Below are 16,190 nucleotides of genomic sequence, written 5' to 3' on the forward strand. Positions count from 1 at the left end.
TTTCGTCATATGCTTCGTAGTATATATAAAGGAAGGGGCGAATGGAAATGGCTTTATATGTAGAACAAGTAACAAAGAAGTTCGGTGATTTCACCGCAGTGGACAATCTTTCGCTGTCCATTGAAGAAGGAGGCATGCACGGATTCCTCGGTGCCAACGGAGCCGGCAAGACGACGACGTTCCGGATGATTCTAGGTTTATTGGACCCCACGCAAGGGACAGTCCGTTGGAAAGGCAAACCCATTACATATGCCAGCAGTCCAGATATCGGCTATTTGCCTGAAGAACGCGGTCTGTATCCAAAAATGAAAGTGGAAGATCAATTGGTGTATCTGGCGCAGCTGCGAAAGATGTCAAAAACAGATGCCAAACGCGAAACAGCTGGCTGGCTGGAACGCTTTGAAGTGCCTCATTATGGCCAGAAAAAAGTGGAGGAATTATCAAAAGGCAACCAGCAAAAAATCCAGCTGATTGCATCACTATTGCACAAACCTTCACTGTTGATATTGGATGAACCTTTTTCAGGACTCGATCCCGTCAATGTGGAAATGTTGAAAAAAGCCATTCTGGACTTTCAGAAACAAGGAGCAACGATTGTCTTTTCCAGCCATAGGATGGATCACGTAGAGGAATTATGCGACGACATGAGCATTTTGGATCGTGGAAAAGTCGTGGTTGGCGGATCGATTAAAGAAGTGAAACGTTCCTTCGGCAAACAAAAAGTCCGTTTGAACGTGGATGCCGACCTCAGCCACTTGAGTGCTCTTCCGGGTGTCGAAAATTTCACCAAAACAAAAGAGGGCGCATTGTTTCAAGTAACGGATGAAGAGGTGGCACAGGTCTTGTTGGCCAAAGCGATGGAGTTGGGGACACTTCGTCATTTTGCGTTGGAAGAACCTTCTTTGGAAGAAATTTTCATTGCAAAGGTGGGGAAACACCATGCATAGTTTCTGGATTATCTTCAAGCAGGCATTCATGACTAAAGCAAGAACAAAATCTTTTATCATTACAACACTGGTTGTCGTTGCGGCTTTTTTTCTCTTAGCGAATATATCGAATATTATCGCCGTCTTTGATGGTGATGAAACAGAGGAAAACGTTCTGCATGTTTTGGAAGAGGCTCCGGGCCTTGTGCCGGACCTGCAGGCTCAGCTGGAAGCACTGGACAGTGGCATCCAAGTTGTTCCGACTTATCTGACTGAAGAGGAGTTACAGGAAAGCATTGCGGAAGGCACAATCGATGATTACTTGGTTTTAACGCAAAATGAGCAATTGAGTGCCCGCTATGTATCCGAATCTGCCAACGAAATGGGGAGCGGCAGTGAAATTGAAATTGCAGTTCAAGCCATACATACAGCATTGACGGCAGAATCACTCGGATTGGATGACAATCAGGTAGGCCAATTGTTTATGCCGGTCGAATTTGAACGGCAAGCCATTTCAGAATCATCCAAATCACAGGAAGAATTAAGCCAGGCAAGAGGACTGGTTTATGTCCTGATTATGCTCATTTATGTAGCAGTTATTTATTACCCGAACATGATTGCCATGGAAGTGGCAACAGAGAAATCATCCCGTGTTATGGAGATCCTCATTTCCAGTGTGTCGCCAGTTAAGCATATGTTTGCGAAAATTGCAGGCATCGGCAGCTTGGGTATTCTGCAAATGATGATTTTCGGACTGGCCGGTTATTTTGCCATAAAAACGGCCGGTACGGACCTGACAGAAGGTTTCTTCAGCGTCATGGGCTTTTCGGAAGTGAAGATCAGCACGTTCCTGTTTGCCATTCTGTTTTTCCTGCTGGGTTATTTCCTCTATGCTGTACTGGCGGCCTTGCTCGGTTCATTGGTCAGCCGGACTGAAGATGTGCAGCAGTTGATGTTGCCGATGATGGTTTTGATCATCATCGCATCGCTCATTGCATTTTCAGGGATTTCCATTCCGGAAGCCCGCTATGTGACCATTTCTTCTTTTATTCCATTCTTTGCGCCATTAGTGATGTTTCTGCGTGTCGGCATGTTGGACTTGCCGCTATGGGAGCCGCTGTTGTCGATTGCAATCATGCTGGTGACCATCGGAATTCTGGGTTGGTTCGGAGCCCGTGTTTACCGAGGAGGAGTGCTGATGTACGGTTCGTCGCAATCGCTGAAGGACATCCGCAAAGCGATCCGTTTGGGCAATAGCAAGTAAGGATATGCCTTCAACGCAGCTGAAGAATCACGAGACGTTACTTTAAATTCGAACCAAATGGGCTGTTTGCAGGAAACTTTCTGCAAACAGTTTTTTTTATGGAAATTCCATGGTAAAATAGGAACAAATATTCGGTCTTTTAAAAGGGGTTAATTATGGAATCCATTCGATTTATCCACACGGCAGATTTACACTTGGGAAGCCCGTTTGTCGGCATGAAAGGTTTACAGAAAGAACAGTGGAACAAGCTGAAAGACAGCACGATGGATGCTTTCGATCGGCTGATTCAGTATGCCCTTGAACAGCAGCCGGATTTTGTGCTGATTGTCGGAGACATTTACGACGGTGAAGACCGCAGCCTCCGTGCACAATCCCGCTTTCAGCAGGGGATGAAAAGGCTGGAGGAACAGCGGATTCCAGTGATTATCAGCTACGGCAACCACGATCACTTGAGCGGCAATTGGACACGTTTTGAACTCCCGGAGAATGTCCATGCTTTCGATGATGCAGTCTCCCAATATACTTTGGAAACTGCAGGAGGGCAGGTGGTGTTTACCGGTTTCAGTTACGGCAAACGGCATATCAGTGAAGCAATGATTGAGCAGTACCCGGAAGCGCGAGGGACAGCCGGTTTTCATATCGGTATGCTGCATGGCAGCCTTGACGGCGATGCGTCACATGCCGTGTATGCGCCATTCAGGAAAGAGCAGTTGCTCAGCAGGCATTATGATTATTGGGCACTTGGCCATATCCATAAACGCCAGGAGCTTCATCAGGATCCGTCAATCATTTATCCCGGAAACATTCAAGGGCGCCATCTCAAGGAGTCCGGACCAAAAGGCTTTTATGATGTTACCTTGACTAAAACGGACACCTCTTTGGATTTCATCCCGACATCCGTCGTCCAATTCGATCGGTTGGCCATTTCAGCAAAAGGGCTTCTTCATATGAATGAATTGATTGATGTCTGCCATAAAGAGCTCAGCGCTTATGGGGCAACCATTGGGACAGGAATTGTGGAAGTGATGTTTACTGAACTGGATACCGAGAGTTTTGGACTGATTGCAGAGATTCCGGAAAATGAATTACTTGAAATGCTCCGTGAATCGATGGAGACACTCGATCACTTTGTCTGGATTCAAGGGATTGGGTTTGAGCAGATAGAAAATAACGGCGAACTTTCACCGCTTGGAGCCCTCCTTATCCAGACAATGGAAGAATGGGATATCGAAGAATGGAAGACGGTACTGAAGGATTTATACAGGCATCCGAAAAGCAGCCGCTTTTTGGAACCGCTGGCAAATGAAGCCGTCGCAGATCTTCAGCTGGCAGCCGAACAAAAAATCCGGCGCAGCATGCAGGCAGGAGAGTGATGTCATGAAAATCGAAAAAATGATTATTTATGGTTTTGGCAAGCATGAAAACCGCACCATCGATCTGCAGGATCAAATGGCCTTGTTTTATGGCCCCAATGAAGCCGGAAAAACCACAATGCAGCAATTCATTGTACAGATTCTTTTTGGATTCCCTTCACGCAAAGGTGCACAATTGCGCTATGAACCGAAAAATGGCGGAAAATACGGCGGCCAGCTCCATGTAACAGACCCGCAGTATGGGGAAGTGGTGATTGAACGGATCAAAGGCAAATCAGCGGGAGATGTTACGGTTTGGTTTGCGGATGGCCGGCGGGGAGCAGAAGCCGAGTTGAAGCAGCTGTTGCGCAATTACGACCGCTCCTCCTTTGAGGCGATTTTTTCATTTTCCATCCATGAATTGCAGGGGCTTGATGCACTCAGTGAAACGGAACTGAGCCGCACGCTGCTGGCTTCTGGAACCACAGGCATCGATGCAGTGACACGTCTGGAAAGCCAACTTGAAAAGGAAATGTCCCTGCTATTCAAAAAAGGTGGGCGTAATCCCGAAATGAATATGCGGGCTGAAGAGCTTCGGGACATTGAAGGACAGCTGAAGGAATACAAACAGCGCACAGAATTATACAGCCCCTATCTGGAGCGGCTGCAGGAAATTCATGTACGCTTGACTTCCATTGAAGCAGAAGAAACGGAAGCGGAACAGGAATTGAAAAAAATCAGTAAATGGCAGCAGGCTGCTCCTTTGATTGCTGACCAACATGCGTTGACAGAACAACTCAACAAATTGGGGCAGGTGCAATTTCCTTTGGATGGCAAAAGGCAGATGGATCGGCTGATCGACAAACTCTCAGAGGCAAAAGCAGCAGTGGACCACTTAACGCAGCAACTAAACAGCTTGCCGCCGATTGAAGAAGCTGAGCCGGCCGTGGAATTGGAAAATCTGTTGAACCGGGAATCGGATTGGCATCACTTGTCCCGTCAACTAAACGATAAGCGTGAAGAGCGGCTAAAGCTGTCGGAAAGTCGCGAGGAGACATTGGCTTTGCTCGGACTTTCGGAGCAGCAGGCAATGGCCATTGATGTGTCGTTAAGCAATGAAGAACAATTGCTTAAGTGCCTGCAAGAGCTGGACGTCGAAGAAGAAGACGAACGTTTCCGGCTGCGCAATCGGCAGGACGCAAAAGACCGGTTGTCTCAAACGGAAAAAGAACTGACCGCTTTCCTGGCAGGAGAACCCACTGGAAAAGACCGGTTGGCTGCTGAAGAATGGCCAGCCATTTCAGCTGAATTGGCAGAAGCTAAGGCAGCTGAAAAATTCCAGACGAATAATGGCGGAAGTAACCGGGTGGTCAATTACGCCCTGATTGTGTTGGGACTCATTATCGCAGGTTACGGAATGTCGCAATCCATGATTTTGCTGATTGTTGCAGGCTTAGCGGCTGTTGGAGCTGCGGCATGGCTCTTCTCCAATACAGCAAAACCTGGCGAGTTGTCGGGCAGATATCAGACAGTCTTGAAGAATTATGCGGAAAAAGAAAGTGAATACCAGACAATCACAAAAAAAGTGGCGGAGTTTGATCATCAGCTGGACGGATTGATGGCAAAGCGGGATGCCATTAAAAACGAAATTGCAACTTATTCAATAGGGGATTTTCAACGTCCGGCAAAAGCCGCTTATCAGAAAATGCTGCAGAATATCGGTATGCAGCCTGATACCAGCCGGACAATGGTGCTGGAGCTATTCGAAAAACTCCGTAACGTGCATGCCGGCCATGCGCGTTTGCAGCGGCTAGGACATGAAATCGGTTTATTGGAGGACCAGCAGCAGGGATGGCTCAAGAAAGCGGAAGTTGCATGCGGCAAAGAATTAGCAATCAGTGAATTGATGCCCTCACTGCGCTCCGAACTGTCATTGAGAAGACAGCAGCAGGAGAAATACGCTAAAATAAAAGAACAACAATCCACATTGCAGCAGGAGAGCAGTCGTTTGGCTGCTTTTCAGCAACAACTTGAAAACGAGCAGCAGGTATTGCTGGATTATGCCCAAGCAAAAGATGCATTTGATTTTTACGGGGCAGCCGATGCATGGGAGCGTAAACAACAGCTGGAAAAAGAAGCGGATCTCGTTTCAGGGCAATTAAAAACAATCGGTGAAATTGACTTGCCAAAAGAATGGGAACCGGATGATGCACCGCTTGCTGTTAGCCGGCTTGAAGAGCACCTGGCAGCGCTGAAGACAGAGCGAAATGGGTTGTTGGCTGAACAGGCCGGCAAACAGCAAGTGACCCGTAATCTGTTGTCTGATAGCTCCTATGAAGAAAAGCTTCAGCTTTTTGAAGAGAAAAAAGCGGAATTCGCTGATCTAGCCAAACAGTGGTCCATCAATAAAGCGATTATAGAAGCAGTTAACCGAACGATGAATGAGTTGAAAGAAAAGAAGCTGCCTGCAGTACTGACTCAGGCCCAACATTACTTCAACAAATTGACTGCTGGCGCTTATCACGGATTAACCATGAACATGGATGGGTATTTTGAGGCGGAACGGAAAGACGGCACTTATTTTCGGATTGCTGAACTCAGCCAGGCAACTAAAGAACAGGCTTATCTGGCCTTGAGGCTGTCTTTGGCCGTATCAATGAAGGAAAGCCATCCGTTTCCTCTCATAATGGATGATGCTTTTGTCCATTTTGATCGCAGTCGGCTGCAGCAAATGATAAACTTAGTGACAGAGCTGCAAAAGGATCACCAGTTCATTTATTTTACTTGCCACGAGGGTATGCAGGAGGCTTGGCCTAATGCGCAGATCATCAAGGTGGCCAACACCGAAAGGAGCGTTCATTCATGACTAAAGGAATTACACAGCGTGCAGTTGGAGAAACGGTTGATGAATTCCTGCTGATTAAGCAATCAGTCAAAGGAGTCACTACTACTGGCAATCCATTTATTTCATTGGTTTTGCAGGATAAGAGCGGAGATATCGAAGCAAAGTTATGGGATACGAAAGATGAACAGGAAAAAATCTTTGCAGCGGAAACCATTGTCCGTGTCGGAGGGGAAATCCATAACTACCGAGGGAAAAACCAATTGCGGATCAAAAGCATCCGACCGGCAAAGCCCGAGGAAAACCAGTCGATTTCAGATCTGATGCCGTCTTCGGAAAAATCGACGGATGAATTACTGGAAGAAGTGATGAAATATCTGTTTGAAATGGAGAACCCGCAGATTCAACGCATTACCCGTTTTATGCTGAAAAAATACCAGCAGCAATTTTTGACATATCCTGCGGCGACGCGCAATCATCATGATTACGTATCCGGTTTAGCAGATCATGTAGTGTCGATGCTGAAATTAGGAAAAGCCTTGATTGAAATTTATCCGGGGTTGAACAAAGATTTACTGTATGCGGGAATCATTCTTCATGACATCGGCAAAGTCATCGAACTTTCCGGACCGATTGCAACGACGTATACCGTTGAAGGTAATTTAATCGGCCATATTTCCATCATGGTGACGGAAGTGGCAAAAGCGGCTGAAGAGCTGGAAATAGAAGGCGAAGAAGTGATGCTGCTGCAACACATCATCCTTTCCCACCACGGCAAAGAAGAGTGGGGCAGCCCGAAAAAACCGATGATCAAAGAAGCGGAAATTCTGCATTATATCGATAATATTGATGCCAAGATGATGATGCTCGATCGCGTTCTTGGAAAAACCAAGGAAGGCGAGTTTTCTGAACGCGTCTTCGCTTTGGACAACCGTTCCTTCTACAAACCGAAAATTTAGTTAGAAGAGATGGCTGCCGGAGTCTGGACAATAAATGAAGAGCTAAAACAATATAGTTTCTTAAGACCGAAAACCCCCGCTTCCAAAATGGAAGCGGGGGTTTTGCATTCATGTATTATTCTGCTGGTGCAGCTTCTGGAGCGGGTTGTGGATTCAGGATGTCGTCCAAAGCGCCTTCCAGGTCTTCGTCTTTGATTTCAACGTTTGCTTCTTTCATCAAGTCAGCGACTTTTGGAAGCAATGTGGTTTGATCCGCTTTTGAGATTGCAAGTTCAGAACGGATATCTTCTTTTTGGTCTTCAAAAGCAGGCTGGTCTTCAACCTTGCGCTTATCAAGAACCTGGATGATATGGAATCCGAATTCAGATGCCACAGGCTCGCTGATTTCGTCAACTTCCAACCCGTATGCAACTTCCTCGAATTCAGGAACCATTGCGCCAGGGCCGAACCAGTCAAGGTTTCCGCCGTTTGCGGCAGATCCTGTATCAGTTGAGTTTTTCTCAGCTAATGCGGCAAAATCGCCGCCTTCATCCAATTCCTTTTTGAGTGAGTTGGCAGTTTCTTCATCAGCCACTAAAATGTGGCGGGCGTTCAACTCTGTACCTTGGCGGTCATATTGTGCTTGGATTTCTTCGTCCGTTACTTCAACGTCTTCAGTCAAAGCTTTTTCCTGCAATAAATTCAAGCGGATGACTTTCTTGTAGCTTTCTTCCGTTTGGTTATTTTGTGCAAGGAATTGATCGAAGCTTTCGCCTAATTCTTCTTTATTGCTGTTGTATTCTGCGTCTACTTCTTTGTCGGTCACTTCGTAGTTTTCGGCAAGTACTTTTTCAATCATCAGAATCTGTACAGCCTGTTCACCGATTGATGTTTTCATTTCTTGGTAAAGCTCATCTTTTGTTACATCACCAGCATCAGAAGATACGATGACTTCTCCATCTCCGCTATCACTGCATGCGGCCAAGGCTAATACGGATGCTGCCAGGGTAACTGTTAAAAAGGACTTTTTCATTGAATTTCGCTCCCAACTTTCTATCTAGATGCATTATTTATTCTACTATAAATATTCAAAGAAATGTAAATTTCCTAAAAAAAGACACTTGCCAGGAGGCAAGTGGATTTAAGGTGTAAATTCTACGCCTACATACAACGATACCAATAGTATTGTAATCAATATATTAATGGTACGGAATATTTTCTGGTGATTTTCTTCCGGAATTTCCCGTGAAGTGACAAGTGCTAATGTCATCCGATTTATCTGGAAAAGGTAAAATACGGAGAACATAACGATGAATGCGATAATCATGAATTTCCTCCCCTCTGACTTTACAACCTAGTATAACAAATCCGAGAAGAAAAAACAGGAATCAACTAACCACCGGCGGCACAAGAATTTCAAAGCCGGTGTCTGTTTCCTCGATTAATGCATACTTCGGAGAACGTGCCAAATTCCGCAGATAGATGATATCGGTTAAACATAGCCCGCTATGATAGGCCAACAGCATAGCAAAATAATGGCCATAGGCCGGCATCAACGTACTCATCGTCACAATGGCTGTGTTCATGATAAGGAAAGGCGCAGCCAATGAGAGAAGAAAGCGGGTTTTCGGAACAGGTTCATTTATATGAAGCAATATAGCCGGACAGATTTTCATCTGCTTACGAATAATAAGTTTCAATGACTTATAACAGCCGATCAGCGGCAGAAAATGCAGAATCTTATGAAGCGGATAAATAGCAAGCAAGGCTAAGATGAATAATAGGAAATACTGATCGGATAGAGGTGTAGCGTATACGATTGCCAGTCCGATATAGGAGGCCATGAAAACAGCGATTCCAAAAAGCGCTGAAATCATGAAAAGCCGGTCAAATCCATATTGTTTTTTTACATTAATCGTTTTCCAGCAGTGCATATGTGCATCTCCTATTACTAAAATCATTTTTGAGTCGATACATACAATACAATGATTTTTTAGGAAATGCAACCATAAATTAATTTTGGAAATTCACTGATTATTGCTGGCTTTCCTGGTGCACAATTACATGGTTTTCTTCACTAAACCGGTTCTCGATATTTTTAAAGGAAGCTTCAAAAATCTCCATAAAATCATCGCCGTAAATGTTGCGGATTACCGCCATAATATCCATGAACTCGGGGAATTTTCCATACAGTTCGCGCAGTTGAAGAGAACCGTCTATTACAGAATGGGGAGTCTCGTGATAATTTTCAATCATTTCCTGCATGAGCTTTTCGCCTTTCTCAGTCAGTTGGACGTATGTATTGCGTTTGTCCGTATCCCGTTTTGAAAAAGACAGCAATTCACGTTCTTCCAGTTTTTTTGAAAAGTTAAAAGCGGTCGAAACATGCATGACGCCAAACTTTGCGACATCAGAGATGGAAGCTCCTTTTAAATGGTAGGAGATCCAAAGGATATGGTGCTCATTAATATTCAGGTCATAAGGTTTTATCCATAACTGCCAGTCTTTTTCTACAGCTTTCCAAAGAGCTTTTGACAATTGTCCGATGCGCTGGCTAAACAGCATAGCCTCTTTCATGGTATATTCCTTCTCGTTCATGTAGGCACCAACTTTCCTCCGAAATATTTTCTTTATTATAGCAGTAAAGCAAACGTAATTAAAGTAAGAATAGTAAAATAATTTACATTTGAAAAATTCCCTTGATCTATTGCTTTTTTCTACGTATAAAACGCAAAAAAAATAGCCGCCCGAAGGCAGCTGCTCTAGCCCGTTCTTCTGTAAAGAAGGGATAAAGAACTTCACTGAGCGTAAAATCCAGCTTTACGCAGTTTGTGTATCGTCATCGACTTTTTCTTTTTTCGGTTTGTCATCGTCGTCTTTGTCTTTTTTATCTTTGCTGAGTGTATTCTGCAATTCTTCAATAGCATTCTGGATTGCCATGATCTCCAATTGAAGATGCTCTTTAGCTGGTGCAGTGCTTTCTGTCCAATTTTCCAAAGAAGATTTCAATCCTTCAACTGTTTCAGGCAGTTGGGATTTTGCTTCTTCTGTTAAATGGTTGATCGACTCTTTTAAGCCATTCACTTTTACCTTCAGTTCGTTCAAGTATTCTTTCCATTCAGATGATGTCGACTTTACCGAGGTACGGAAATCCTGCCCTGATTGTGGTGCAGAGAATAAAGCCGTTGCAGCTCCAGCTGCCAAACCTGTAGCGAGTCCTAAGAAAAACCTTGATGCTCTCATGTATGAAACGCCCCTTTCTTCCTATAAGCTTCTTTTCCTTTATTTTAACTAATTAAAACATAAAATTGAATGACTATTCAATAAAAAAAGCTTTTCGCCAAAAATAATGACGAAAAGCTTTTGGTTTAAGCAGCTTGCGAAACAGCCGTTTCAAATTTCGAACGCTTGACCAATGTGATGACAATCGGGTAAATCAAAGCGAAAGCGACTCCGTTCATCACTACTGCAGGCAATACCACTGTCACAACCAACAGGCTGAATGGGATATTGGCGCCAATTACAAAAATGGCAGCAGACAGGAAGATCGTTCCGGACAATAAAGTTCCGACTGAACAAAGGGCAATGGTTACGGGCAATTTGGAAACGAATTTCTTCAGGATCATCACCAAAGCAAGGAAAACAAATGCCGTGATGAATTTATCGATGATATTCGGGAAAAATCCTCCTGGGAATGTAGAAAACAGTCCGGATAGAACACCCGTCGTTACCGCCAATAAAAACACATTTTTTACATTCGGGAATAATAGGATGCCGACAAACATCATGGTCAACATGAAATCGGGCTTCATCCCGCCGTTAATGCCTGGAATCACCACATAAAGAGTGGCTCCGACGCTGACCAGCAACGCCATTAAAACTAAATTCTTCGTATTCATTTCTCATCTCTCCTCAGCTCTGTGCTAGTTTCTTTTTCCCGGACGTGTCCTCATGACCGCCGGCGAAAAACTTATACTGATTCTATCCTGTTCACCCTAGAAAATCAAGCATCAGCGGCTAATTTTTCTTTGACGCTTTCTGCAAGTTCCTGGATGCGTTCAGATGTGAATTCTTTTTCTTTGGTCATCCATTTGGCACCGAACCCATCACTTTCACCATAGCGGGGGATAAAATGCAGATGGAAATGGAACACGCTTTGGCCCGCTTTGGCGCCATTATTGTTCAAAAGATTCATGCCTTCAGGCTCAAATGTTTCTTTGATGGCTTTGGAAATTCTAGGCGCTACGGAAAATAGATTGGCTGCTTCTTCAGGCGCTAAATCATAGACAAATTCACGATGTGTTTTGGGAATAAGCAAAGTATGTCCTTTTGACAAGGGCATGATATCCATAAAAGCAAAAACATGTTCATCTTCGTAAATTTTCACGCTCGGAATTTCGCCTGCAATGATTTTGCAGAAAATACAATTTGTCATTGGTATCATCCTTTCCATTTTTCCCATTTTACCACAATTGCCATATCAGAAAAGAATTCGACAGCTGGATTTGGTACAATAGTTTAATAGAAAGAAAGAGGTGTTGTATATGGCTATATTGGAAGTTGACGCGTTGACAGGCGGGTATACACGCAAACCTGTCCTGCAAGAAGTGACATTTTCAATAAAAAAAGGAGAACTTGTTGGACTCATCGGATTGAACGGTGCAGGAAAGAGTACAACGATTAAACATATCATTGGGTTGATGCAGCCGAAATCGGGGCAGATCCGCTTGAACGGCAAAACTTTTGAAGAAGACATGGACGCTTATCGTTCTTCATTTTCATATATACCGGAAACACCGGTATTGTATGAGGAACTGACGCTTCGGGAACACTTGGAGCTGACAGCGATGGCTTATAATATGGACCCGAAATTATTTGAAAAACGTTCTGCTGAACTATTGAAGGAATTTCGAATGGAAAAGCGCCTGAGATGGTTCCCATCCCATTTTTCGAAAGGGATGCGCCAGAAAGTGATGATCATGAGTGCTTTTCTCGTAAACCCAGCGCTTTATATCATTGATGAGCCGTTTGTCGGGCTGGATCCACTCGGCATTAAATCCTTATTGGACCAGATGGAGAAACAAAAGAAAAAAGGGGCATCGGTGCTGATGTCGACCCACATTTTGTCTACGGCAGAACGCTATTGCGACCGGATCATCCTGCTTCATAATGGACGGGTTCGTGCCAGTGGCACAATGGATGACTTGCGGAAAGCCTTCAATATGCCGGAAGCATCATTGGATGATTTGTACATTGCGATGACCGAGGATGAGCTAAATGAAGAGTTTGCATGATGTTTGGTCACGGAGACTTCAGAAATACACATTGGAAGTCCAAAATTATTTAAAATATATTTTCACTGGCCATATTGCTGTAGTTTTGCTGTTTGCTTTAGGCGCTGCTGGATTTGCCTATAGTGAATGGATTCAAAACATCCCACCGGAATTTCCTGGAGCTTTGGTGTTGGCCATCATCTTTGGTTTATTGCTGGCTTTCAGTCCCCCATCAACTTTGTTGAAGGAAGCAGACTCGGTGTATTTTCTGCCTTTGGAAAGCAAACTGGATGAATTTCTGAAGCCTGCTTTAAAATGGTCGTTCTTTTCCCAATTGTATTTGCCGGTCATTGTCTTTGTCGTTTCATTGCCGATGGTCAACGCACTATATGGCTTGCCTTCGTCCTATTTGATCGGCTTCCCGATTTTGCTGTTGCTGATCAAATGGTGGAGTGTCCAAACGGAATTTGCTTTCCGCCGTCAAGGGGCAGGGGACAACGTCTGGCTTGACCGGATGTTGCGGCTCTTGCTGGTCGGGCTGTTTGTTTACTTCTATATAGAAGAGCAATTGATAATCGCGGTCGTTGTCCTTTTCGCCATTATATTGTATGGAAAATGGGTGGCAGGAAAAGCAGCCGGGAAACCTTTTGCCTATGAACATTTTATCGGATTGGAAGAAAACCGCATGCTGCGTTTTTACCAATTTGCCAATTACTTTACCGATGTTCCTCATCTAAAAGGAAAAATAAAACCGAGAACATGGCTGAATGGGCTTTATCGCCTCATCAAGCCAGGCCCCAAAAATGCGCATCTTTACTTGGTTTGGAGAACTTTTGTCCGATCCGATGAATTATTTTACTTATGGATTCGTTTGACTGCCATCATTATGTTGGCATCATGGTTTATTCCATTCCAAATTGGTGTGGCATTGTTTGCCGGAGCACTGGCATTTGCAACGGTTATTCAGATATGGCAAGGCTTGACCCATACACAGCATTTCCGGATGGACAATCTGTTTCCGCTGACCCGTTTCAGCAGGCAACAGGCTGCCTGGAAACTCATCATGGCGGTACAGGTTCTGCAAAGTGCAGCAGCAGCTGTGACGCTCCTATTGCTGGGAGAGCCGCTTACCGCTTTATTGACATTCGCTGTCATTCTGTTGGTTTCCATCATTACGGCAACTGTATTGAAACAGAAAAATAAATAAACCAAGCCCGTCAGCTGACTAGAGCCGACGGGCTTGGTTTTTTCATTTGTGAAAATTTAGAGCCGCTGCGCCAAGCGTTTTAGCTGCCAGCAGCATGGCTTCTTCTTTGAAATCGAATTTCGGGTGATGGTGGGGGTACACATCGCCATCCGGCATGGCGCCGGTAAAGAAGAACGTCCCAGGAATCTCCTCCAGGTAATAAGCGAAATCTTCTCCGCCCATTTGAGGTGGGCAATCATAGACTTCTTCAACTCCAGGCACAGTTTGGGCGATGCCTTTTACATAATGCGTCTCTTTTTCATGATTGACGACTGGCGGGTAGCCACGTTTGAAATTAAATTCATAGCGGCTGTTATTGGCCATGCTGGTGCCTTCGATGACGCGCTCCATTTCAGTTTCCATCAGGCTTCGGACATCTTCTTTGAAGGAGCGGACAGTGCCGGACAAGACCGCTTGGTCCGCGATGATATTGAAAGGGTTCTGTGCGACGAACGAACCGACGGAAAGCACAGCCGATTCCAATGGATCCACTCGTCTGGACACCAATGGCTGCAGGTTAGAGACGATTTGTGAACCGATGACGACTGCATCGATTGTTTCGTGGGGGCTGGCGCCATGGCCACCGCGTCCTTGAACTCTCAGCTCGAAGCTGTCTGCAGCGGCCATGATCGGCCCGACACGCAAGTCGATTCTGCCAAATGGCGTGGTGGACCAAAGATGAGTGCCGAAAATCACATCGACTCCTTCTAAAACACCAGCTTCGATCATCGATTTAGCTCCACCGGGAACTAGTTCTTCTGCATGCTGGTGAATCAATACGTAAGTGCCTTCCAATTCATTGCGCATATTGTGCAAGGTTTTTCCAAGCACCAGCAGAGTGGCTGTGTGGCCATCATGTCCGCAGGCATGCATGACGCCCTCGACAGTTGATTTATAAGGCACATTTTCTTTCTGGTCCTGAATCGGCAAAGCATCGAAATCAGCACGCAAGGCGACGGTTTTGCCAGGTTTGGCGCCTTGAATTCTGGCGACGACGCCATTTCCACCGACACCGTGCTCGACTTCCACACCTAATTTTTCGTAATACTGGCGTATATACTGGGCTGTTTTGGTTTCGTGAAAAGAAGGTTCAGGATTCATATGCAAATGACGGCGAATTTCCACCATCTCTGGATAAGCGGCGTCTAAATCCCTGTATAATTGTTCAATCATTGTCAAAACTCCTTTCTTTCTAAAAGCATATCATAAAAATCTGTCAATTATGAAAAAGGAGTTCGAAAGAACTGTGAAAATGGACAGGCCGAAGATACAGATACATGGAAACCAAAAAGCGCAGCCACCTCCCGCTTGGAAGATGGCTGCGCTTTGGGGCGATTTGATTAATAAGTAAAGTTTAAATAGGATGCTGCAAAGTATATAACGATGATAATTGCCGATGGAAGTGCATAAGATAGTGTAGAAGCACTTTTCTTCCGGTAAAGTGAAAATAGCGCTAAAACAGACATGATCAGAACACCGACCGCGATGATCATGTTCGCACCGGAAACATCCAACATGATGGGGCCCGCCGTGTAAACAGGGTCAGACAAAGCCAAAATGATCATGTTGAAGATGTTGCTTCCAAGAATTGCTCCGACAGCCATATTGACATTACTCAAGCGCAAGGCAACAAAAACAGAGATGGCTTCAGGCAATGAAGTAGCTGCTGCAATCAGGAAACTTCCGATAAAGCTGGAGCCGATTCCCGTAATGATTGCAATCTGATCGCCGGTTATAGATAAGGCGGTACCAGCAGCAAGAATGACCAGAGCTGCAACGATAAAGCGGGCAATTGCCGCTTTTGATGAAAGCGAAGCACTTGGATTTTCAGGCTCTTCTTCCGATTCAACAATTGCTTCGGCTTCAGGATCCAAAGAAGGCAATTTGTTGATGGCCACCATCCCGGCAATATACGTAATAGCGATAATTAAAGCATCCAAGCCGACGCCTAAAATTTGTATATCCAGACGCAGCCAAAGTGAAAGAATGACCATAATCGTCAACAGAATCCCAAGAAGGGCCGTGTAGATGTTATCACGCGAGGCGCGGTGTAAGATCTGGCGTCTTCTCAAAAGAAAGTCGAATCCGGCAAGGATGAACAAATTAAAAAGGTTTGAACCGATCATGTTGCCGACTGCAATATCCGCATTCCCGATTGCTGCTGCTGAGAAACTGGTTGATACTTCCGGCAGGGAAGTAGCCCCCGCCAATAATAAGGTACCGACCATCATACCGCCCATCGCCGTTTTAGAACTGATGACATCGGCGTATTGGGACAGCTTGATGGATGCGAACACGGTAAGTGCCGCTGCTAAAATAAAGATAACAAAAACCAATTAATTTCCTCCT

Annotated in this window: 16 protein-coding genes; 7 read left to right on the forward strand and 9 right to left on the reverse strand. The window is 44.9% G+C overall.

All coding sequences use genetic code 11. The features are described from left to right. The first annotated feature begins 47 nt into the window (after positions 1-47). The 5 genes from QMA04_RS14170 to yhaM all read left to right on the forward strand — a co-directional run bounded on the left by QMA04_RS14170 (position 48) and on the right by yhaM (position 7,343). Entirely contained in the window at positions 48-947 is a 900-nt protein-coding gene (locus tag QMA04_RS14170; protein WP_191716610.1) for an ABC transporter ATP-binding protein, read from the forward strand. Continuing rightward, positions 940-2,190 (forward strand): ABC transporter permease, encoded by a 1,251-nt coding sequence (locus QMA04_RS14175; protein WP_191716609.1) that lies wholly within the window; start codon positions 940-942, stop codon positions 2,188-2,190. Before QMA04_RS14170 ends, QMA04_RS14175 begins: the two co-directional genes overlap by 8 nt. A 155-nt stretch (positions 2,191-2,345) precedes the next feature. Beyond that, positions 2,346-3,563, forward strand: a complete 1,218-nt coding sequence (locus QMA04_RS14180; RefSeq protein WP_290186554.1) for a metallophosphoesterase family protein — start codon at positions 2,346-2,348, stop codon at positions 3,561-3,563. Between the two features lie 4 nt (positions 3,564-3,567). Beyond that, positions 3,568-6,408 carry an ATP-binding protein gene (locus QMA04_RS14185; protein ID WP_290186556.1) on the forward strand — a complete coding sequence of 947 codons (2,841 nt, stop codon included), beginning with the start codon at positions 3,568-3,570 and terminating at the stop codon, positions 6,406-6,408. Further along, a complete protein-coding gene (gene yhaM, locus QMA04_RS14190) occupies positions 6,405-7,343 on the forward strand; it encodes a 3'-5' exoribonuclease YhaM (RefSeq protein ID WP_191716606.1) in 939 nt (312 codons plus the stop codon). The genes QMA04_RS14185 and yhaM overlap by 4 nt, the downstream gene beginning before the upstream one ends. A gap of 115 nt (positions 7,344-7,458) precedes the next feature. Here the strand turns inward: yhaM and QMA04_RS14195 are convergent, their stop codons facing one another. The 7 genes from QMA04_RS14195 to QMA04_RS14225 all read right to left on the reverse strand — a co-directional run bounded on the left by QMA04_RS14195 (position 7,459) and on the right by QMA04_RS14225 (position 11,757). Beyond that, positions 7,459-8,355 carry a peptidylprolyl isomerase gene (locus tag QMA04_RS14195; RefSeq protein WP_191716605.1) on the reverse strand — a complete coding sequence of 299 codons (897 nt, stop codon included), beginning with the start codon at positions 8,353-8,355 and terminating at the stop codon, positions 7,459-7,461. A gap of 108 nt (positions 8,356-8,463) precedes the next feature. Next, complete coding sequence (locus QMA04_RS14200) at positions 8,464-8,649, reverse strand: hypothetical protein (protein WP_006828367.1); 186 nt, start codon at positions 8,647-8,649, stop codon at positions 8,464-8,466. A gap of 61 nt (positions 8,650-8,710) precedes the next feature. Next, positions 8,711-9,256: a DUF3267 domain-containing protein gene (locus QMA04_RS14205; RefSeq protein WP_203340961.1), complete on the reverse strand. Its 546-nt coding sequence runs from the start codon at positions 9,254-9,256 to the stop codon at positions 8,711-8,713. Between the two features lie 100 nt (positions 9,257-9,356). Continuing rightward, entirely contained in the window at positions 9,357-9,920 is a 564-nt protein-coding gene (locus tag QMA04_RS14210; RefSeq protein WP_191716603.1) for an HTH-type transcriptional regulator Hpr, read from the reverse strand. A gap of 222 nt (positions 9,921-10,142) precedes the next feature. Next, complete coding sequence (locus QMA04_RS14215) at positions 10,143-10,565, reverse strand: YtxH domain-containing protein (RefSeq protein ID WP_203340962.1); 423 nt, start codon at positions 10,563-10,565, stop codon at positions 10,143-10,145. 125 nt (positions 10,566-10,690) lie between these two features. Then, positions 10,691-11,221: a tryptophan transporter gene (locus QMA04_RS14220; protein WP_191716601.1), complete on the reverse strand. Its 531-nt coding sequence runs from the start codon at positions 11,219-11,221 to the stop codon at positions 10,691-10,693. 104 nt (positions 11,222-11,325) lie between these two features. After that, positions 11,326-11,757 (reverse strand): HIT family protein, encoded by a 432-nt coding sequence (locus QMA04_RS14225; RefSeq protein WP_290186565.1) that lies wholly within the window; start codon positions 11,755-11,757, stop codon positions 11,326-11,328. Between the two features lie 109 nt (positions 11,758-11,866). Between QMA04_RS14225 and QMA04_RS14230 the strand changes: the two genes are divergently transcribed. After that, positions 11,867-12,616, forward strand: coding sequence for an ABC transporter ATP-binding protein (locus QMA04_RS14230; RefSeq protein ID WP_191716599.1), 750 nt, complete (start codon positions 11,867-11,869; stop codon positions 12,614-12,616). After that, positions 12,600-13,802, forward strand: a complete 1,203-nt coding sequence (locus QMA04_RS14235) for an ABC transporter permease (protein ID WP_290186567.1) — start codon at positions 12,600-12,602, stop codon at positions 13,800-13,802. Before QMA04_RS14230 ends, QMA04_RS14235 begins: the two co-directional genes overlap by 17 nt. 42 nt (positions 13,803-13,844) lie before the next feature. On the opposite strand, the gene QMA04_RS14240 is transcribed toward QMA04_RS14235, so the two are convergent. Beyond that, entirely contained in the window at positions 13,845-15,014 is a 1,170-nt protein-coding gene (locus tag QMA04_RS14240; RefSeq protein WP_290186569.1) for an amidohydrolase, read from the reverse strand. Positions 15,015-15,181: 167 nt separating this feature from the next. Next, the gene (locus QMA04_RS14245) at positions 15,182-16,177 is read right to left on the reverse strand and encodes a sodium:calcium antiporter (protein WP_203340965.1); all 996 of its coding nucleotides are present in this window, start codon (positions 16,175-16,177) and stop codon (positions 15,182-15,184) included. Between the last annotated feature and the right edge of the window lie 13 nt (positions 16,178-16,190).

The organism is Planococcus sp. APC 3900, assembly GCF_030407735.1.
Taxonomy (GTDB): Bacteria; Bacillota; Bacilli; order Bacillales_A; family Planococcaceae; genus Planococcus; species Planococcus notacanthi.